This window comes from Paenibacillus sp. JNUCC 34 (assembly GCF_058269055.1).
In genome coordinates this window covers 1,452,927-1,472,501 of the sequence record NZ_CM177770.1, presented here as the reverse complement: position 1 = coordinate 1,472,501, position 19,575 = coordinate 1,452,927, and the positions used below count along the sequence as shown (strand labels likewise).

Sequence of the window (19,575 nt, the reverse complement as noted above, 5' to 3'; positions counted from 1 at the left end):
TTACTACTCCTTTCCTCCCAAAAAAGAACTTCTTAAAGCATCATACAACTTGGGAACATTTTTATCTAGTCTTGCTGGTTTCCAGTTTCTATTCACCCATACATGACGCGTTGCACCAATCACGAGTTGATCTCCCGGAAGCTCTCCTGCTTCTTGCTGTCCTACAGTATCCAGTAATCCACGATCTTCTTCATTCAGTCGGCGCACCTCATATTCGTAATGAATCCGAAGCGGCGAGAAAACCGTCATACGTGTGAACACCGTCACAAGGTCATCGTACCGTGCCGGATTTTTGTACTGGACATCCAAATCTACGACAGGAAGAAGGACGCCTTCCTCTTCCATTCCTCTGTACGTAAAACCCAGCTGCCGAATCATCTCGGTTCTTCCAATTTCAAACCAGTTCAAATAGTTAGCATGATATACCACACCCATTTGATCGCATTCTTGATAGCGTACTCGAAAGGATGTTGTAAACCAGCGACTTATCTGTTCATCTGATATTTTTGACATAAGTTCACCCCATTATTTACAGAAAAAGCAATGGCCGATTGCTCGTCCATTGCTTTTTACGACTCTATCCTAACCCAGGGCAGAAGATTAGTTCTGCGCTGGGATTTGACTAACTTTAATCAGGTTTGTAGAACCGGATTTACCAAGCGGTACACCAGCTGTAATAACAACCAGGTCGCCTTCCTTCACAAGCCCGGATTTTTGTCCGCCTTGAAGGGCATATTCAAACATCTCATCTGTAGACGTAGCTCTTTCCCCTTTAACCGGGGTTACACCCCAAGACAATGCTAGACGTCTCATTGTTCTCTCCTGCGTCGTTACAGCGACGATAGGAGCCTTAGGACGGTACTTGGAAACCATACGTGCGGTTTGTCCGGATTCCGTCGAAGAGATGATCGCTTTCGCGTTTAAGTCCAATGCGGAAATAGCAACGGATTGGCTGATCGCTTCTGTAACACTAGTTTCCTGAGCAATACGCTGCTTCAAGAACAGGTCACGGTAGTTCAGAGCGGATTCCGCTTTTTCTGCAATACGGGACATGGTCAAAACAGATTCTACTGGATATTTACCTGCAGCTGTTTCACCTGAAAGCATGATTGCATCCGTACCATCAAAGATCGCATTCGCCACGTCACTTGCTTCCGCACGGGTTGGGCGAGGGTTGCGCTGCATGGAGTCCAGCATTTGTGTTGCCGTAATAACTGGTTTTCCTGCAATGTTACATTTTTCGATCATGCGTTTTTGCGCAAGAGGCACTTCTTCAGCCGGGATTTCAACACCCAAGTCACCACGGGCTACCATCAAGCCGTCGGAAACTTCCAGAATTTCATCCAGGTTATCCACACCCTGTTGGTTCTCGATTTTAGAGATAATCTGCACATACTCAGCGTTGTGGCTTTTCAACAGTTCGCGGATTTCCAGTACGTCACTCGCTTTACGAACGAAGGAAGCTGCGATAAAATCGATGCCCTGCTCGATCCCGAAAACAATATCGTTGGCGTCCTTTTCAGTAATACCTGGAAGGGAAATGTTCACACCCGGTACGTTTACGCCTTTTTTGCTCTTGATTGTTCCGCCATTAACGATACGGCATTTAATCTCAGTGCCTTGAACTTCCACGACAGTAAGACCGATCAAACCATCATCGATCAAAATCGTAGATCCCTCCTGAACATCTCCCGGCAGTTCTTTGTAAGTAATGGAGATACGGTTCTTGTCACCAAGGATTTCTTCGGTAGTAAGCGTGATGTATTCATCCTGCACAAGCTCCACCGGTTCCACTTCCAATTTGCCGGTACGGATTTCTGGTCCTTTCGTGTCCAAAAGGATAGCAACCGTTTTGTTCAATTCCTGGCTAGCTTGGCGAATGGTTTTGATCCGATTGCCATGCTCATCAAAATCGCCATGGGAGAAGTTCAGACGGGCAACGTTCATGCCGGCCATAATGAGCTTCTTAGTGTTTTCCAACGATTCACTGGAAGGACCGATAGTACATACAATTTTAGTTTTACGCATTTGGGTTTCCTCCGTTTTCCAAGGGTTCTCTATATCTCTGTTCCAACAACTAAATCTACTACAAAACTTCTCATTTGTATAGGAAATTTGTCATACATCTATAATCGACAGTCCTTTCAAACGAGCTTATCAGGCTGTTCGGACACTGCATAGTCATAACTTCCGATCTTGCGGAACTTCCGGTAACGGTCTTCTTTCAGCTCACAAGCATCCATTACAGACAGTTCCCTTAGATGACGAACGAGTGCATCCTGGATCGCTGAAGCCGTCTCTTCATACCCTCGGTGTGCCCCGCCTTTCGGTTCCGGAACAATCTCTTCAATGACTTCCATCTCGAACAAATCCTGAGCGGTGATCTTCATCGCCTGTGCAGCCTGGTCTGCTTTCGATGCATCTTTCCACAGGATTGAAGCTGCTCCGTTCGGTGAGATAGCCGAGTAAATTGCGTTCTCAAGCATCAGGACACGGTTACCTACGGCCATCGCAAGAGCACCGCCGCTACCACCTTCGCCGATGACTACACAAACAATAGGCACTCCGAGTGCCGACATTTCTTGCAAGTTGCGGGCAATCGCCTCAGATTGACCTCTCTCTTCAGCTGTATTACCCGGATAAGCACCCTTTGTATCAACAAAAGTGATCACAGGACGCTTGAACTTCTCAGCCTGCTGCATAAGCCGTAGTGCCTTCCTGAAGCCTTCTGGATGCGCGCTTCCGAAGAAACGGGCGATGTTATCTTTCGTATCCTTTCCCCGCTGCTGGCCCACAACGGTAACCGGGATACCATTCAGCTTAGCCAACCCGCCAACAACTGCCAGATCGTCACCGTACATCCGGTCTCCATGCAGTTCGATAAAATCGGTAAATATCAGTTGAATTAAATCAAGGGATGTCGGCCTTTGCTGATGACGGGCCAGATGCATTTTTTGTGAAGGTGAAATGGAGGAATAAATCTCTTCTTCCAGACGACTATAGCGTTCTTCCAAACGAGCGATTTCATCCGTAAAATCGATCCCTTTTTCCTGTCCGAACTGCTCAAGTTCTTCAATCTTCTTTCGCATTTCTGCAAGCGGCATTTCAAAAGGAAGTACGCCTGACATCAAAATCCCCCTTTCGAGGTATGCATTTCGAGCAATCTTCCAAGCATCGTACGCATATCCTTGCGATGAACGACCATATCCAGCTGACCATGCGCCAGGTTGAACTCGGCGGTCTGGAAATCATCCGGAAGCTTTTGCCGTATCGTCTGCTCGATAACGATGCGTCCGGCAAAGCCGAACACAGCACCGGGTTCAGCAATATTAATATCTCCAAGTGATGCAAAGCTAGCTGAAACACCACCTGTTGTCGGGTCCGTAATAACCGAAATATAGAGGCCACCCCGTTCGTTGAACCGCGAAAGCGCTGCACTCGTCTTAGCCATCTGCATCAGGCTGAGAATACTTTCCTGCATTCGTGCTCCACCAGAAGTAGAGAAAATAATGAGCGGTAGCCCTTGATCCGTTGCATACTCGATCGCCCGGGTAATTTTCTCGCCAACAACCGATCCCATACTCCCAGTAAAGAAGTCGAAACTCATCACTGCCACGATAACAGGTTGTTCACTAATAAAACCTTTACCCGTGATTACCGCATCATGAAGGCCTGATTTCATCTTCTGCTGCTCCAACTTGGCTGCATAACCAGGAAATTGCAAAGGATCAACAGAAATCATATCGGCGTCAAATTCTTCAAAGCCTGTCTCATCCAGCGTCATGCCAATGCGCTCCCATGCGTTCAAACGCATATGATGACCGCACTCTGAGCACACTTTCAGATTTTTCTCAAGTTCCTTGCTGTATTGAATGCTACCGCATTTGCTGCACTTATTCATTAGGCCTTCAGGAATTTCCCGTTTCGGACGTTCGCCTTCTTCAGGCTGTCCTGTTCGTCCGAGACGTTCCGAAGGAATGGTGGCATATCTTCTTTTTTTCTGAAACAGATCTTTAAACACAACTACACCTCTCCAGCCGCAAATTTGAATGGCCGCAAACTTAGCAAATCTGTACATCCAAGAAGAAACGCCTTCGGCGTCCTTTTTAAAGGACGGCGGCGTTTCTGCGAGAAATATAAGCCAAGTATACAATATGAAATTTATACTTTCTTATATTCCAAGCGAAACGGCTCCGCCGTCTTTGACAGGCAAAGCTTACGTTTCGCGAAAGAATCTAAGTTAAAGTATAGTGTCAAACTTATACTATCTTAGATTCCAATAAACTAGCTTCGCTATGTATCCCTTAAGCTAGGGGTGCAGAATCGAATTCAACACTTCCTGTACTTCCTCAAGCTCTCCGGAGGGAACCAAAATCTCAAATTGTTGTTTGGAAAGATTTACAGGACGGCTCTGAACCAAAAAACCTTCTTCCGTAAGCTTGGTTTTGATCATTTCCGCCACCTTAGCGGTTGGCGCGATATAGATTACCGTCCACATGCCTTTCAGTTCCCCCTAATCTCGTGCCATAGGCATATCCTGTGCCGATATAATGGATAATGATAACACACTTCACTTTTTACCTCAACAAAAGAGGAAGGGGGCAGAAAGAGCATTTCCCCTTATCTAAAGGGGTATAGCAACACCAAAAAATTTAATTTCCTTCTACGGTATAGAAGGTTGCTTGCGGATTGTTATGGGCAATACGTGAAGAAGCGGCAGCGGCAATACCTGCTACAAGATCATCAAGAAACACATGTATACCGTCCGTCTTCTCGTTCAATGTTTCAATAACTCCTATTTTTTCCTTATCCAAATAACCGAAGCTGGTCAGTCCGATCATACCGTAAATACTCGTAACCCCCAAAGCCATCGTTTCATCCACGCCGTACAGTGGTTCATCCTTCTCCATGATCGATTGAAGCGGCTCTGGAAGCAGCTTTTGCTCGGCCAGCTCATCCAGCGCAATTCCCGTAAACAACGTGTACTGCACTTCTCTCTTTCTGAGAACTGCCCGCACGCTCTCTTCACACTGCTCCATCGTCAGGGTCGGGTGATACTTTCTCTGTAAACGATAGACAATATCCGCAATGGAAGATACGCTGACGCCTCTTCGGTTCAGAATACCCTCTGCCAATTCCATTGACATAACTAATCCCTCCCGCGCGTTAACCGGAACAACCGCTGCTGCGCCTTGGATAGGAAAAAGGCCTCGGTAACGATATTCCGGACATTGTTGTCCTGTAGTGTCCTATGTGTATGCGGGAGGGATATGAAACGTTCATGAATTTTATTTAACGGGAGTAACGTCTATTTAACTTTAACTGTATCTTTTCCAAGCATGTCCTCCATACGGGCAAACAATGCAGGGGACGGCTTGATCCGGTATGCGTCACTCAGACCGAGCACTTTCTGGCTCCTTTCATAAAATAACACGGTCGCCACGGGTCCCGGGTGCTCTTGCAGAAGCTCCTTTAAGCGGGCCAATAGCTGCGGATCTTCCGCCTCCCGCGTAATCTTCACAAAGACGCGCTGTTCGTGCTTCACCGAATCCGTCCGTCCAGCAGTTACAGATCGAACGCTAGTCTCAACGTTAGCGGTACGGGTTGTAGCATCGGTGCGGAAAGCAGTACTCCGGACTACCGGCTTATCCCCCGGAGTCGCTATAAATGTCGACGCTTGCGGCGATGCCCGGCGAATTGAACCTTCGCCTTGGGAAGCAGTTCCTCCCGCGCTCTTTCCGGCGGAAGCCGCACGGGCTCGGCCTCGGCGGATCAGCTGGATCAGGCGCTCTTCCTCCAGAGGAGCCAGCTCCTCAGCCAGCAGCTTAAATCCCTCATCCTGCTGCTGAACCTTAGCGCGAAGGGCGAGAAGTGCCCCCTTCTCAATCAGTTGAGCGCTCCGCTTCCATACTTCCGGGAACAGGACCACCTCACAGCGCTCGATCTGATCCTCCCATTCCATGAAGGCCATCGCTTTTCCCTGTTTGGTCGTAATGGTCTTCAGTGACACAACCATACCCGCCACCGTGACCACGGTATCGTCCGGCGCTTCCGTCAAATCCATCAGCCGGTCTGCCCCCGATTTCTCCAGCAAAGGATTGTAATCATCGAGCGGGTGTCCGGACAGGTACATACCGAGCAGTTCGCGTTCCAATTCCAACTGTTGTCCCGCAGAATACGGGGGAATATCCGGATATTCGATGTCCCAATTTGTCGTTTCTACAAAATCAAACAGCTGTATCTGCAAATCTTCACGTTCTTTCCGCCACTTCACGGCAGCTTCTACGGTTTCATCCAGCATAGCTATCAGCTGGGACCGGTGCCCTGGGAGCGTATCAAAAGCACCCGCCTGAATGAGCGATTCGATAACCCGCTTATTGCACACACGCAGATCAACCCGGCGGCAGAAATCGAGCAGACTTTCAAAAGGCTTGTCTTCACGGATGTGGACGATATTTTCCACAGCCAGAGTCCCAACATTTTTGATTGCCGCCAGTCCGAACCGGATTCCACCGTTTCTTCCTTCAATCGCCAGATTATTGTCTTCATCAGAATCTGGATTGGAATCAGAACGGCCCGATACCGGTGTAAACAACGCTCTGCTTTCATTCACGTCCGGCGGCATCACATCAATGTTCATGCGATGGGATTCAAGCACGTACTCCGCCACTTTCCGATGGCTCCCCATCACGGCCGTCAGCATAGAGGCCATAAATTGAACCGGATAGTGGGCCTTGAGATAAGCTGTTTGAAAAGCCAGTACACCATAAGCAGCTGCGTGCGCCCGTGGAAAACCGTAGTCCGCAAAGCGTACGATCATATCGTACACCCGGTTTGCATCCTCTTCGTTGTAATTCTGCTTCAAGCTGCCGGACACAAAATGGCCTCGCTCCCTGTCGAGTACCTCCCGTTTCTTTTTCGATACCGCTCGTCTCAGCAAATCGGCTTCACCAAGCGAAAATCCCGCCATGGCCGAAGCGATCTGCATAATCTGTTCCTGATAAACGATAATTCCGTAGGTATCCCCTAGAATTGGGATCAGGTCAGGATGCGGGTATTCCGGCTCAATGATGCCATGCTTGGCCTGAATATATTTCGGTATAAACTCCATCGGACCGGGGCGGTACAATGCCAGAACGGACACGATATCTTCAAACGCCGATGGCTTCAAATCCTTCAATACGCGGCGCATCCCCGCTGACTCCAGCTGAAATACACCAGTTGTTTCACCGCGTCCCAACATTTGATAGGTCTCCGGGTCGTTATCAGGAACTTTCTCGAAATCCGGAGCTGCTTCACCAATCCAACGCATGGTCCGCTCAATAATCGACAATGTCCGAAGCCCAAGAAAGTCCATTTTTAGCAGGCCTATACTTTCCAGATGCTCCATGGAATACTGAGTCAGCGCCGTCTTCTCACTGCCTTCTTGTAATGGAACCGCATCGGTTAACGGATCGCGGGATATGACCACGCCTGCCGCATGAGTTGATGCATGACGAGGCATTCCCTCCACTTTGAGCGCCATGTCGAGCAGCTCCTGTACCTTGGGCTTGGTATCATACTGTTCTTTCAGGCCCGGGCTTTCTTTCAGCGCCCGCGAAATGCTGATACCCAAATGGTTCGGAATCAGCTTAGCCGCCCTGTCCACATCTCCATACGGCACATTTAATGCACGTCCGACATCCCTGACTGCAGCCCTTGCCGCCATCGTACCAAAAGTTATAATCTGGGCAACATGCTCCCGCCCGTACTTATGAACCACATAATCAATAACCTCGTCCCGTCGTTCGTCACTAAAGTCAATATCGATATCCGGCATCGTGACACGTTCCGGGTTCAAAAACCGTTCAAAGAGCAGATTGTACTTTATCGGGTCCACGTTCGTTATGCGCAGTGTATACGCAACTAAACTACCGGCGGACGAGCCCCTTCCGGGTCCAACAGCTATACCTTGCTTGTGAGCGTACGCGATAAAGTCCCACACGATAAGAAAATAATCGCTAAATCCCATGCTCTCGATGGTATCTAGCTCATAGTCCAATCGGCGTTCCAGCTCTGCACGACTATCCGCCGATGCCCAGCGTTCCGTATCGTCGTAACGGGCACGAAGACCGGCATCACAGAGCTGTCGTAAATGAGAAGCCGCATCCATTCCTTCTGGCAAAGGTCGATATTCCGGAAGAATAGATCTGCCGAATTCCAGCTCAAGGTTGCATTGTTCCGCAATAGATGCCGTGTTGTCCACTGCTTCCGGAACGTGAGGGAACAGCAGCTTCATTTCGTCTTCGCTCTTCAGATACAGCTGGCTCGTCGGAATTCTGAGCCGGTCTTCGTCCTCCACCGTCTTGCCTGTCCCGATGCAGATTAACACATCCTGTACTTCCGCATCGGATGACGTCAAATAGTGCACATCATTTGTTGCCGCCAGCGGAATGCCCAATTCCCGGCTTAAGGCGATGAGCTGTGGATTAACTCGTTTTTGCTCCGGCAATCCGTGATCCTGCAGCTCCAGGTAATAGTCATCTCCGAAAACAGCCTTATAACGCAGCGCAGCAGCTTTGGCCTCTGCTTCCCTGCCGTGCAGCAAATGCTGTGGAACTTCTCCGCCAAGACAGGCACTGAGGCATATAATTCCCTCATGATGAGACGCGAGCGCCTCCATATCAATTCTAGGTCTATAATGATAGCCTTCTAGATGGCCGATGGAGCAAAGCTTCATCAGGTTCCGGTAGCCGGTTTCATTTTTTGCGAGCAGAATGAGGTGATAGATGGGCTGATCTTTACGACTCCCCCGCTCCTTACGCGATCCTGCAGTAATATAAGCTTCACATCCGATGATCGGCTTTATGCCATGCTTTTGGCATGATTTATAAAATGGAACGGCGCCGTACATGACCCCGTGATCGGTCAGCGCCAATGATTTCATACCAAACGCTGCCGCTTCCCGTACAAGGTCTTCAATACGCGCCGCTCCGTCGAGCAGACTGTATTCGCTATGCACATGCAAATGCACGAAAGTACTCATCATTCGCCTTCCTTTCGCCACTTAAATTCTTATTCTTATTTTATCATAATGTAGCTCTACCCGCCCATAGAATGAAATCAGGAGCATCTGGACAGGCGGTCAACACCGTCGCCCGGCAAGAAAGGGGACAAAAAAGATGAATATTTTTTTATCTAAAGCGATACTGGACTTTTTCATAGCTTTCGGCATCGTGGTTGGGGGGGCTATGGTCGGAGGGGTTGGCGCCGTGCTCTCGATGCAGCCTCCGACTTTAACGATGGTTGAAGTTGCGGGCCGCATCAAAATTTGGGCACTTGCTGCCGCTGTCGGTGGAACCATTGATCCCATGCGTGTTATTGAGAGCAATATGCTGGATGGCAATTTGTCTCCCGCCATAAAACAGATTTTGTATCTGATCTTTGCATTCTTAGGGGCACATATGGGCAGTGAGCTGGTCAAATGGGTCTGCAACAACCGGAGCTAATGTATGAGAATGCCTCCGTTCCACCGTTTCCGTCCCTTTTATCAGGCTGCCTCGATCTTTGTGCTCGGTATGATCATCGGGAGTGTCGTCTATAATTCGTTATACCATGCCAGTTACAACAAGTTATGGAAGAATAACAAAGACCTGCAAGTCCAAATTCTCCAATATGAAGAAGATATCAAGACGTTGAAAAAATATAGCAAACAGCCGACTGTCATCCGGGAAATCAAAATTCGCTCAGAACAAAAATCCGAGCCGCTCGATTCCCTGATTGTGAAAGAAATCATTCAGATGATGGGAAAAGATCTTGCAGCACTGCGTGGCAGAAGCATATTTGATATCGATACCGACAGCAAGCTCACACGCTCTTTGCTAGATGATAAAATATACACCGTCCGGGATAAAGACTACAAGATCAAAATCAGGACCATGCTGGTCATGGAAGGCGTTCTTCAGATCTGGATGGAGATCGGCAACTAAACTGTACATCACATCAGAATGGTTTCATGATACAATACGAGTATTCATGTAACCATGTCCATGCCAAAGGAGTGCCTTTTTACCATGCTTGGTATTATCCGCTACGCCTTATTCGCGGTGCTTGTCATTTCCTGCATCGCTGCTGCTTTATACAGCATCCGTGCCCGCAAAATGCCGGACCCGCTCGACCGGGGAATCCTTCATGCGTCTACGAATATCTGTATGGGTATTATGCTGATCGCCCTGTCCTTTATTTCCATGTTGATGTTCAGCGGCTCCACACCCGCAGTGATCGTTGAAGCTGTTTTCATGGTTATGGGTGCTTTTAATATTTTTGCTGGCATAAGAAGCAGAAGCTATTACAGCCGTCATAAATCGGCTAGCAGTTAGAAACAAACACTCCATTTAAAACAAAGAAGGCTATTCTACCGGCCAAATGTATTTCCGCCAGATGAACAGCCCTCTTTGTTATGTGTTCCTGCATGAAACATATTCCTTATCCTGGATCTATCGCCTGCAGTGTCATGACCGATTTCGCGATCAGGTTGGACTGGTGACTGATTTCGATTTCCATCTTGCAAGTCCGCCGGCTCATCTCAAGAAGACGCGGCATCACCACAATCGGATCCTCAATCTGAATCGGGCGGATGAAATAAGTGGACAGATTATCGAGCACGTGATCACTGCCGCTAATGTCCTTAGCTGCTTTAAAGGCAGCTTGGCTCATAACTGTTGTCAGGACACCTTGCGAAATCGTCCCGAGTTCTGTCGCCATCTGCGGTGTGATAAACCCGTTAAAGAATAGATTCCCATCCCCATCCCGATCCTCAGCCATTCCATTCCAGATCAGCTGATCAAACGTCTCCCCCAACTGAGGCTGATTACGAGCATTCCGCATCGCCTCAAGCACTTCTTTCCGTGTAACTGTGGCAACAAGCTTACGGTTGCGGTCGACGATAGGAAGGAAGTCAATCCCTTCCCACATCATGATTTGAGCGGCCGAGGCTAATGATGTTTTTAATGTCGCGGTAACCGGGTTACGCGTAATGGCTCGTTCGATTGCCTGATTATCAGCAAGCCCGCCAACATCCTTTACGCCAACGATGCCGATGACACGGTTCCATTCATCCGTAACCGGGAAACGTTGCTCTCCGCACTCCTTCGCCATTTCGATAAGCTCTCGAGCTGTAATCAAGCTCTTAAGCGCGTGAATTCTCGGTTTTTCGCCTGCGATATCCTCGACAAGCATAATTTTCTTCTTGATTAGCCGATCAAAAATGGCGCGATTGATCATTGAAGCTACGGTGAAGGTGTCGTGACGTGAAGAAAAGATGGGCAGTCCCAACTGGTCCGCTAGATGCTTTACTTCGCGGCTTGTCCCGAAACCGCCTGTTATGAGTACACCTGCTCCTTGCTCGAGGGCCAGAGAATGCGCATCCTCCCGGTTTCCGACAATCATCAGGCTTCCGGCATCAATATAGCGGACCATCGCTTCAACCTTCATGGCCCCGATTACATATTTATGCAGACTTTTATTAAGACCCTCAGCCCCGCCGAGTACATGCCCCTCAACGATCTCCACCACATCAGCGAAGGTCAGTTGCTCTGAAATATTCCGCGGCTTCCGTTCAATACGTACAGTTCCGATCCGTTCCTTCGTTACAACAATTCCCAGCCCTTCTGCTTCCTTAACTGCACGATAAGCTGTACCTTCACTTACACTAAGCTCCTTAGCGAGCCTCCGGACTGATATTTTGGTTCCTACTTTTAAACTTTCGATATGCTGTACCAGTTGTTCGTGTTTCGTAATTGTCTCATCTCGAACATCCAACTGTTCCACCCCCCTACTCAATCTGTACCATACTGTATCTATTATACCAGACATGCATTATAAAATAACATGCGGCACAGCAAAAAACCATTCGCCAGCGAACGCGCGAACGGTTTTTTGCTGTTCTATGAAATGCTTTTAGGCGCCATGGCTCTTTTGATCCTCAGGCCATTTCAGCTGCCATTGGTTCATCTTTTCCTTCCGGATTTCATCCAATGCCTTCTGTTTCGCTTCATCCACACCAATCAAAATATGCAGATGCGATGCAATGACCAGCAGGGCGAACCCGGCCCATACAGCCCCAAACAGCGATGCCCAAGAAAAACCTCCTGCGAACGAAATGCTCGGCAGCGCATATACCAGCATCCCGAGCGCAATCAAGAGATAAGCCGAATGCTTAATCTTACTTTTCTTTTTCTTCATAAGTTATACAGCTCCTCTGTTTTCTTCTGAACTCTATATATCTACTCTATGAAGGGCTGGTCCACATTATGATAGAAGAATGGAGTATGAGCAAATAAAATCCGCGGCATCTGCCGCGGATTGTTAATTACTATGATTGAGTTGACCCATACAAATGTTGAAGACTATCTGTAATAATTTTGTTTACGTCCTCAATAATAATGCTCAAACGACGCTCCGCATCAAACAAACGGCGGATGTTCAGGTTAAGACTCAGCACTTCAAACAGCTTCTCCATCTTTTCCATCTCTTCCTGTGAAGGCATATCGCCGGTCATGATCCGCTGCTGTACTTCCATCTGACGCTCACGGAAGTTATCCAACATCTGTTTGCTTTCCGGATCAGCTTCAATCAGTTTCATTGCAGAGGTAATTTCCTGTACTTCTTGACTTTCCTTCATCGCTTTAGCCAAATCATTCGCCTTGTCATAAATATTCATATTTGTCCTCCTACCGTGCGGACTATCACCGCAGCATTATTTTTTTACTCTTATCTCCACAGCAAGGTAATGAACGACTGAAACATTCCGATAAGCCCACCTAGCAGAACCCCAAGCCAGGTTATAGCCCGGAATTCCCGGCCCGATACACTCAATATGACTTCTTCAAGAAGTTCAACCGGAAATTTCTCTACCTGCTCCTGTACCAGGTTTGGCAGATCTACTGCCTTCATTGCTGCCGGAACGGCCTCTTCAAGTATTCGGAGACCTTTATCGATCAAGCCTGGCATTGCACCCTCGATCGCAGGAAGCCGGGGTGTGATGATATCCGTGAGCCGGACATTCTCCAGACGCTCAATCCATGCTTTCCACGGAATCGATTCTTCAAGCTTTCGCGTAATCAAACCTGGACCAAATTCTCCGGCTGCAGCCTCCACCGCACGGCCAAGAGACATTTCTCCATATTGCTCCAGCTTACCTGATACAACGGTAACGATCGTCTGGCGAACTTTCTTCCCTTCCAGCTGACCGATCAACGTCGGCGTCAATTTCTGAACCAGCTTGTCCTCATCCATAAAAATAGCGGCCATCGTGCCGAGAAATCCCCCTGCCTTGTCCATCATCGCAGAAGCCATTTCTTTAAGCAACCGTTGGCCGTCCGATGACAACAGCGTATCCCCAAGCTCCTTCAATACCGCTTCTGCAGCCGCCTCACTCCAGCGCTGCCGGGTTTCCTCGGACCAGCCAGGAATCAGATCCTTTAACGGCTTGTCTTCTAAGCCATAATCGGACCAGACTGTAGTCACCCCGCGAGCCGTCACCGATTGAGCCGTCAGAACAGCACGATCTTTCAACTGCTGCCACTCCTCCGGGCTCCACAATTTCAATGCCAGATCGCCCAGTGTCTGCTCGCTCTCCGAAAGCGACTTCAACTTCCGATTTACCGCATCCTCCGCCCTCGTACGAAAAAGCGGTTTGCGAATCATTTCTTGAAGCCCTTCACTCGTCACCAGATAATCGGAGACCACTTTACCGAGAGATTCCGCGATCTCTTCCTTCCGCTTCGGAATCAATCCAGGTGTAAAGGGTAACTTCCATCCGCGTATACGGATTTCTTCACGAGGATGGAAGAGCATTTTAATAGCAAAATGGTTCGTAATGCCGCCGACAAACGCCGCCACTCCCACGTTCACCAATATAAACAGCCAATCCGGCATTTTTAAAGTCCTCCCTTTTTCCAAATCCGTACAATCACCAAGGGATATATGTCCTCATATGATGAATTACATGCAATGCTCAGATGAAGTCTAATCTGTCCACTAGACATCAAGTAGTTGTCGGAAGGAGATCCAAGATGTCCAAAACCAAGATATCGGTTCAACTGTTCCGCTCGGGCAACCTGCAGGATAACGATATCAAGCTTGGCGAGAGGCTGATAAAACTGCTCCGAATTCCAACAGAACAACCTATACAGCTTGCCATCGGCTCCTTCAAGCAGGAGATACGTGTCTTATCTGGGAAAAAATCGACTGTACTCCGTATAAGCCCTTCCCTGTCTAGCAGTTCCGGACTTCTTCCTCAATCGGTTCTGAACGTCAAATACAACGCAGCCGACAACACACTGCGGCTTGGTCCCGTAATCGGAGTTATGATAAGCCGTTATGACCCAGAGGATCCGAGCAAACCCTTCGGATCGATCTCATCATTTTGCATGGAGATGGTCAATGCCTGTCAAAAATTAGGTGCGTATGTATACTTTTTCACCCCTGAGATGATCGGTCCGGACCCGTTAACACTTGAAGCGGTACGATATGATGAGGGATGGATGAGAGGTCCAGTACCCGCACCAGATGTGGTCAACAACCGGCTTCCCACGCGCAAATTGGAGAATAGTCCTAGCGTACAGCATTTTATGAAAGAAGTAAAATCCAGATTGGGTACTCACATTTTTAACGAGAAGTTCCTGGATAAGACGGAAGTTTTTGATGCGTTGGGCTCGGATGAGAAGCTTAAGAAATACTTACCCGAATCCTATTCACTGAAAGGCTACCCTATGCTTAAAAAAATGTGTACTGCATATCCGATTGTCTTTCTAAAACCGATTCGCGGCAGTCTGGGCAAAGGCATTATCCGAATCTCCCGCCAGGAGGACGGCACCTATCAGACCCTAACCACCTCACTTGAGGGGATTAAAAAAAACAGTTACTCGTCGCTTACTAAACTGTACAGTAAACTATCCGAAAAAATCAAAAAAAACCGTTATCAAATTCAGCAAGGCCTGGACTTGGTCCGGCTCCATAAAAAAAATGTGGACTTTCGCGCGCTCGTCCACAAAAACAAAAAAGGCAAGTGGAGCGTAACGTCCATTGTGGCCAGAGTTGCGGGAGGAAATCATTATGTATCCAATCTCGCCCGTGGAGGAACGCTGTCCACGGTTAAAGACGCGCTTGCCATGAGCGGTATCCCGCCTACCGCAAAGCTGAAAGCGAGCAACCGGATGGAGAAGGCTGCACTAGATATCGCCAAAGGCATTGAAGCAGCGATTCCTGCACACTTTGGAGAGCTTGGGATTGATTTAGCGGTGGATACTGCAGGACGAATCTGGCTGCTTGAAGTCAACTCCAAACCGTCCAAGGGCGATAACGCTCCGCTCAATGTTCAGAAGGTTCGCCCATCAGCGATTCGGCTTGTCCAATACAGCCATTACTTGACTGGCTTTTAAAAAAGGAGCAACTATGCCCTCTGATTACATTGGAACACTCGGTGTCATGGTATGCCGGAGAGCAGGATCACCTCCATTCGCGGAAAAGGAATACCTTCGCGAATTATGCCTGGCCTCTTCCTGCCTCGGCATTACCGTATTTGTGTTTTTCCCGGAAGATAAACCTGATTCAGCTGGGCTGAATCACCTAATCTCAGGCTATACCTACAGACGCGGCGGCTGGGAAAAGAGAAACTTTCCTGTTCCGGACATTATATACGACCGCTGTCTATTTAAGAACACGGATGAAACTTCTGCCGCTGCGGAGTTCCTGAGTGATCTGCCTGACAACCGTTGGTCTATGTGGTCACGGGGATTGCCCGGAAAAATCCGTGTGTATAATCTTCTAAAGCGTGAACAGTGCCTCTCGCTCCATCTCCCACATACGCTAAGTTATAACGGGAATGAATCATTGAATCAGGCTTTATCCCTGTTTGACGGGAAGCTGTTTCTGAAGCCAAGCGGAGGCTCCCATGGCAAACATACCCTCTATGTACATTGTACTGATAGAGAAGAAACTGTATTACAAGGAAGAGACCGATCGAACTCGATATTCAAGATGACTTTGCCAACCCGTGAACTATCATCCTGGGTAAAAAAGTTCACCGGACGCCGCCGCTTTATCATTCAGCCATATTTAATGTTAACCAGTCGCGATGGCAGACCCTATGATGTCAGAGTTTTGGTTCAAAAAAATGCACGGGGCCGTTGGACTACAACAGGGATGGCCGTTCGCCAGGGTCCAGCTGAAGGAATGACCTCCAACCTTCATGGCGGGGGCACGGCGTTACCCGTCCCTTCCTTTCTGGAATCTGAGTTCAGCACCCCCGTGTCCGACAATATCATCGCCTGCATCAACCAGCTGAGCGACCTCATCCCCCCGATTCTTGAAGGCGGATTTGGCCGTTTGGGCGAACTCGGCATCGATTTCGGAATAGACTGTTCCGGAAAGGTATGGCTGCTTGAGGTCAATTCAAAACCGGGGCGGCGCGCATTCAGGCAAACAGGGGATATTCCGGCAGCAAAGCTGTCAGTGGAGAACCCCCTCCGTTATGCACGTTATTTATTGCTTCGACAACTTAGGAGGGTTAATACATGAGTTTGACTTTTAGTAATGTTCACTTCTCGCATCAGCCCGAAAAAGTGGTCTTTATGTCTGGCTCGCTCATGAGAAGCCTGGGTCTTACAAGCAGGAGACAGATCCAGCTCCGCCTGGGCAGGAATGCCATATCAGCTTCATTGAAACCTATTGAGCGTTCCGGCAAACATCTGTATTTGAGTTCCGGCATCCGTAAGAATGTTCACGTCCCAAGAAGCGGGCCAACATATGTTCATATGCCCAGGGATGGAGAGATTCAGATCGGACCGATAGTCGGAGTATTATCCGATGGCCCCTCCACTCCCTCCAGTCCCTTCGGTGCGCGAACAGGTTACATTAAACAGCTGCTGCGTGAAGGAAATAAAAAAATGTATGTTTATGCCTTTGCACCACGAGATATCAATTGGCAACGGGAAACTGTCTATGCCTATCTTTTAGGTGCAAACGGCCAATTTATCCGTAAGACTGTACCTCTTCCGGATGTTGTATATAATCGACTCCCTAGCAGACGCACAGACTTTTCGCCTTTCATGAATCAACTGAGGGATCGGTTTTTGAAGCGAAATATCTCCTTTTTCAACTGGGCTTTCTTTAATAAATCAGATATTTATAACCAACTGGAAAATGATGTGCTGGCCGGACGGTATGTGCCTGAAACGTATTCGAATCCAAGCCCGGAACGCATTAAAGATATGCTCGAGCGCCATCGGTTCGTGTACTATAAGCCGTCAGGCGGAAGCCTCGGGAACGGGATATACCGACTCACCTACCAACCCAAAAAAGGTTACTTCGCCCGCTACCGCAGCACCGGAGGAAATACACTGCTTAAGTTTCCTACGTTCTCAAGTCTCATGCGCCTGCTACAATCCAGGCACGGTTCCGGCCTGAAAAACTATGTTATCCAGCAGGGAATCCGGCTGATTGAAATTGATGGCTGCCCTATTGATTTCAGGTTCCATATGCATAAAGACGGCAGTAACCGCTGGTCAGCTGTCGGAATTGGAGCCAAGAAGGCCGGGCGGGGAAGTGTAACGACCCACATCAAAAACGGCGGTCAACTGATGACTCCAGAACAGGCTTTAGGCCGTGCGTTTGGTTCAAAGTCTCGGGAAGTTCTGGAGCGAGCTAAGCAGACGGCCGTTATACTCGCGGAAGCCATTGAAAACCACCACTCTCATGTTCTGGCTGAAATCGGCTTTGACATTGGAATCGACGAAGATGAAAAGATCTGGATGTTTGAGGCCAATTCAAAACCGGGCAGGTCTATCTTCAGCCACCCTTCTCTTCGAGTCGAAGGAAAAGCGTCGGTTGAACATATTTTTGAGCACTGCTTGTATCTCGGCGGGTTCCACAGGGGGAATGATTCGTGACCAATCGACTTGAGGATGATACCAGACCTGTTGTCGCGATTCTTACAATGCATGATTCCTGCCGACTGTTCCGAGGTAATCGGCAAAACTTTCACGAAATCATCAAGACCGGCAAAGATATGGGGTATCTCGTCTATGTTGTCACCGTACGTGATTTAAAGTTGAAATCCGAAACGGTCAAAGGTTTTACGCCTGGCAATGATCCGCATTCCTGGGAGCAGAGGATGTTTCCCCTGCCCCGGGTAATCTATAACCGCATTCCTTACCGTGAAGATGAAATGAAGCCGCAGGTACGACGAAAAATAAAAGAATGTATGCGTCACCCCAACTTGGATATTTACAATCCGTTCTTCTTTAACAAGCGGCAGTTATTCTCCTGGCTGAGCAAATCACGACTAACCCGAAAATGGTCCCCGGTCACTAAAAAACTGAAAGGTCTGCCATCTCTGTACGAAATGATAAGACGCTGCTCTTACCTCTACCTCAAACCGGAAGAGGGAAAGGCCGGCCAAGGCATCATGAGATTGAGATATCAAAAAAACAAACCTATGCCTTACCGGCTCCAAATTCAAAACAATAAAAACAGTACAACTTATAAAGCGGCAACACTTGAGCGAGTATGGGAACGTATTTATAAAGAAACCAAAGGTGAACCTTACATTAGCCAGCAAGGAATTGAACTTACTGCCGTGCACGGACGTGCTTTCGACCTTCGGCTTCTGGTTCAGAAGTCGGATCTCGGCGTATGGGGGGTCACTGGAATTGGCGCCCGCATGGCGGGTACCCAAAGCATTACCACCCACGTACCACGCGGCGGTTCGATCGAGGATCCCGAGAAGCTTCTTCCGACCCTATTCGGGTCAGAGCAAACCGAGGTGATCCTGAACAAAGTCCAGAACGCCGCCGTGCACATTGCCAAACAAATAGAGCGTGGCTGCCGCTACAGTCTAGGCGAGATGTCTATGGATCTCGGCTTGGATACGTCCGGAGAGCTATGGTTCTTTGAAGCAAACTCCAGACCGATGAAGTTTGATGAGCCTGCTATTCGCAAGCGGTCACTCGAACGGATATTCAATTACTGCGAGTATCTCATAGAAAACAAATAATTTTATATTAAAGGAGGGGATCATGTGGAGATTATGTCCATCTCGCCCGTCAATCCGGCAGACTGGCCGGATATTCGTGAACAATGCTATGACTTCATGTGCCGCTTCGGCAGCCGCCGACTCACCCGCGAAGGGTGCAACGCCTTGCAGAAGTTGTCGTTTGATCAGCTGAATTATCCAGGTACATCACTTATCGCGGCAACCGTTCGTGGGGAGCATGGCAGGATGCCTGTTGGCATTTGCTTCGTAGCCGGATTCGGAGAGGATACATGCCTAATTGCTGTTCACCCATTGTACCGGAATCGGCATATCGGCACCTCCCTGATCCTCTTCCAGCTGTCAATACTTGGGCGGTTGCGATGCAAGGTAGCCGCTGACAATTATTCAAGTCTTAAAATGTGTTTTCATGCCGGTATGCAAGCCGTATCTTTAGAAAAAGGCCCCACAGGAAGACCTACACTCGTCATGAGCGGAGACTGTGAAACGCCTGACGGTGCCTGTAATAACTTAGACTTAGACTCTTACGCAAGAAGGTGAAC

General features: G+C 48.5%; 19 protein-coding genes. 8 read left to right on the top strand and 11 right to left on the bottom strand.

Annotation, left to right across the window (positions count from 1 at the left end; genetic code table 11):
• Window positions 1–3: 3 nt before the first annotated feature.
• The 7 genes from AC2TF5_RS06695 to AC2TF5_RS06665 form a co-directional block, all read right to left on the bottom strand.
• Complete coding sequence (locus AC2TF5_RS06695; protein WP_491301419.1) at window positions 4–513, bottom strand: acyl-CoA thioesterase; 510 nt, start codon at window positions 511–513, stop codon at window positions 4–6.
• Between the two features lie 87 nt (window positions 514–600).
• Window positions 601–2,028: a pyruvate kinase gene (gene pyk / locus AC2TF5_RS06690; protein ID WP_491301418.1), complete on the bottom strand. Its 1,428-nt coding sequence runs from the start codon at window positions 2,026–2,028 to the stop codon at window positions 601–603.
• Window positions 2,029–2,144: 116 nt separating this feature from the next.
• Window positions 2,145–3,128 carry an acetyl-CoA carboxylase carboxyltransferase subunit alpha gene (locus tag AC2TF5_RS06685; RefSeq protein ID WP_491301417.1) on the bottom strand — a complete coding sequence of 328 codons (984 nt, stop codon included), beginning with the start codon at window positions 3,126–3,128 and terminating at the stop codon, window positions 2,145–2,147.
• A complete protein-coding gene (gene accD / locus AC2TF5_RS06680; protein WP_491302827.1) occupies window positions 3,128–4,021 on the bottom strand; it encodes an acetyl-CoA carboxylase, carboxyltransferase subunit beta in 894 nt (297 codons plus the stop codon). The genes AC2TF5_RS06685 and accD overlap by 1 nt, the downstream gene beginning before the upstream one ends.
• 288 nt (window positions 4,022–4,309) lie before the next feature.
• On the bottom strand, window positions 4,310–4,498 hold the full coding sequence (locus AC2TF5_RS06675) for a glutamate decarboxylase (RefSeq protein WP_208918286.1): 189 nt from the start codon (window positions 4,496–4,498) through the stop codon (window positions 4,310–4,312).
• 154 nt (window positions 4,499–4,652) lie between these two features.
• Window positions 4,653–5,147, bottom strand: coding sequence for a phosphatidylglycerophosphatase A family protein (locus AC2TF5_RS06670; protein WP_491301416.1), 495 nt, complete (start codon window positions 5,145–5,147; stop codon window positions 4,653–4,655).
• Window positions 5,148–5,308: 161 nt separating this feature from the next.
• Window positions 5,309–9,025: a DNA polymerase III subunit alpha gene (locus AC2TF5_RS06665; protein ID WP_491302826.1), complete on the bottom strand. Its 3,717-nt coding sequence runs from the start codon at window positions 9,023–9,025 to the stop codon at window positions 5,309–5,311.
• 136 nt (window positions 9,026–9,161) lie between these two features.
• Here AC2TF5_RS06665 and AC2TF5_RS06660 point away from each other — a divergent pair, with 136 nt between their 5' ends.
• The 3 genes from AC2TF5_RS06660 (at window position 9,162) to AC2TF5_RS06650 (ending at window position 10,358) form a co-directional block, all read left to right on the top strand.
• Window positions 9,162–9,488, top strand: a complete 327-nt coding sequence (locus AC2TF5_RS06660; protein WP_491301415.1) for a YtrH family sporulation protein — start codon at window positions 9,162–9,164, stop codon at window positions 9,486–9,488.
• A 3-nt stretch (window positions 9,489–9,491) separates the two neighbouring features.
• Window positions 9,492–9,968, top strand: coding sequence for a sporulation membrane protein YtrI (locus AC2TF5_RS06655; protein WP_491301414.1), 477 nt, complete (start codon window positions 9,492–9,494; stop codon window positions 9,966–9,968).
• A gap of 84 nt (window positions 9,969–10,052) precedes the next feature.
• Window positions 10,053–10,358 (top strand): YtpI family protein, encoded by a 306-nt coding sequence (locus tag AC2TF5_RS06650; protein ID WP_491301413.1) that lies wholly within the window; start codon window positions 10,053–10,055, stop codon window positions 10,356–10,358.
• A 106-nt stretch (window positions 10,359–10,464) separates the two neighbouring features.
• Here AC2TF5_RS06650 and AC2TF5_RS06645 read toward each other — a convergent pair whose 3' ends face one another.
• The 4 genes from AC2TF5_RS06645 to AC2TF5_RS06630 all read right to left on the bottom strand — a co-directional run bounded on the left by AC2TF5_RS06645 (window position 10,465) and on the right by AC2TF5_RS06630 (window position 13,917).
• Entirely contained in the window at window positions 10,465–11,799 is a 1,335-nt protein-coding gene (locus AC2TF5_RS06645; protein ID WP_491301412.1) for a DRTGG domain-containing protein, read from the bottom strand.
• A 138-nt stretch (window positions 11,800–11,937) separates the two neighbouring features.
• Window positions 11,938–12,222, bottom strand: coding sequence for a hypothetical protein (locus tag AC2TF5_RS06640; protein WP_491301411.1), 285 nt, complete (start codon window positions 12,220–12,222; stop codon window positions 11,938–11,940).
• 130 nt (window positions 12,223–12,352) lie between these two features.
• Entirely contained in the window at window positions 12,353–12,700 is a 348-nt protein-coding gene (locus tag AC2TF5_RS06635) for a YlbF/YmcA family competence regulator (protein WP_491301410.1), read from the bottom strand.
• A 50-nt stretch (window positions 12,701–12,750) separates the two neighbouring features.
• Window positions 12,751–13,917 carry a DUF445 family protein gene (locus AC2TF5_RS06630; RefSeq protein WP_491301409.1) on the bottom strand — a complete coding sequence of 389 codons (1,167 nt, stop codon included), beginning with the start codon at window positions 13,915–13,917 and terminating at the stop codon, window positions 12,751–12,753.
• A 137-nt stretch (window positions 13,918–14,054) separates the two neighbouring features.
• On the opposite strand from AC2TF5_RS06630, the gene AC2TF5_RS06625 reads away from it, so the two are divergent.
• Genes AC2TF5_RS06625 through AC2TF5_RS06605 form a run of 5 tightly spaced genes read left to right on the top strand, consistent with a single transcriptional unit; the run spans window position 14,055 to window position 19,573 of the window.
• Entirely contained in the window at window positions 14,055–15,422 is a 1,368-nt protein-coding gene (locus AC2TF5_RS06625; protein ID WP_491301408.1) for a YheC/YheD family endospore coat-associated protein, read from the top strand.
• Window positions 15,423–15,435: 13 nt separating this feature from the next.
• Complete coding sequence (locus tag AC2TF5_RS06620) at window positions 15,436–16,560, top strand: YheC/YheD family endospore coat-associated protein (protein WP_491301407.1); 1,125 nt, start codon at window positions 15,436–15,438, stop codon at window positions 16,558–16,560.
• A complete protein-coding gene (locus AC2TF5_RS06615; RefSeq protein ID WP_491301406.1) occupies window positions 16,557–17,930 on the top strand; it encodes a YheC/YheD family endospore coat-associated protein in 1,374 nt (457 codons plus the stop codon). The genes AC2TF5_RS06620 and AC2TF5_RS06615 overlap by 4 nt, the downstream gene beginning before the upstream one ends.
• Complete coding sequence (locus AC2TF5_RS06610) at window positions 17,927–19,036, top strand: YheC/YheD family endospore coat-associated protein (protein ID WP_491301405.1); 1,110 nt, start codon at window positions 17,927–17,929, stop codon at window positions 19,034–19,036. The genes AC2TF5_RS06615 and AC2TF5_RS06610 overlap by 4 nt, the downstream gene beginning before the upstream one ends.
• Before the next feature lie 33 nt (window positions 19,037–19,069).
• A complete protein-coding gene (locus AC2TF5_RS06605; protein ID WP_491302825.1) occupies window positions 19,070–19,573 on the top strand; it encodes an N-acetyltransferase in 504 nt (167 codons plus the stop codon).
• Window positions 19,574–19,575 lie beyond the last annotated feature (2 nt).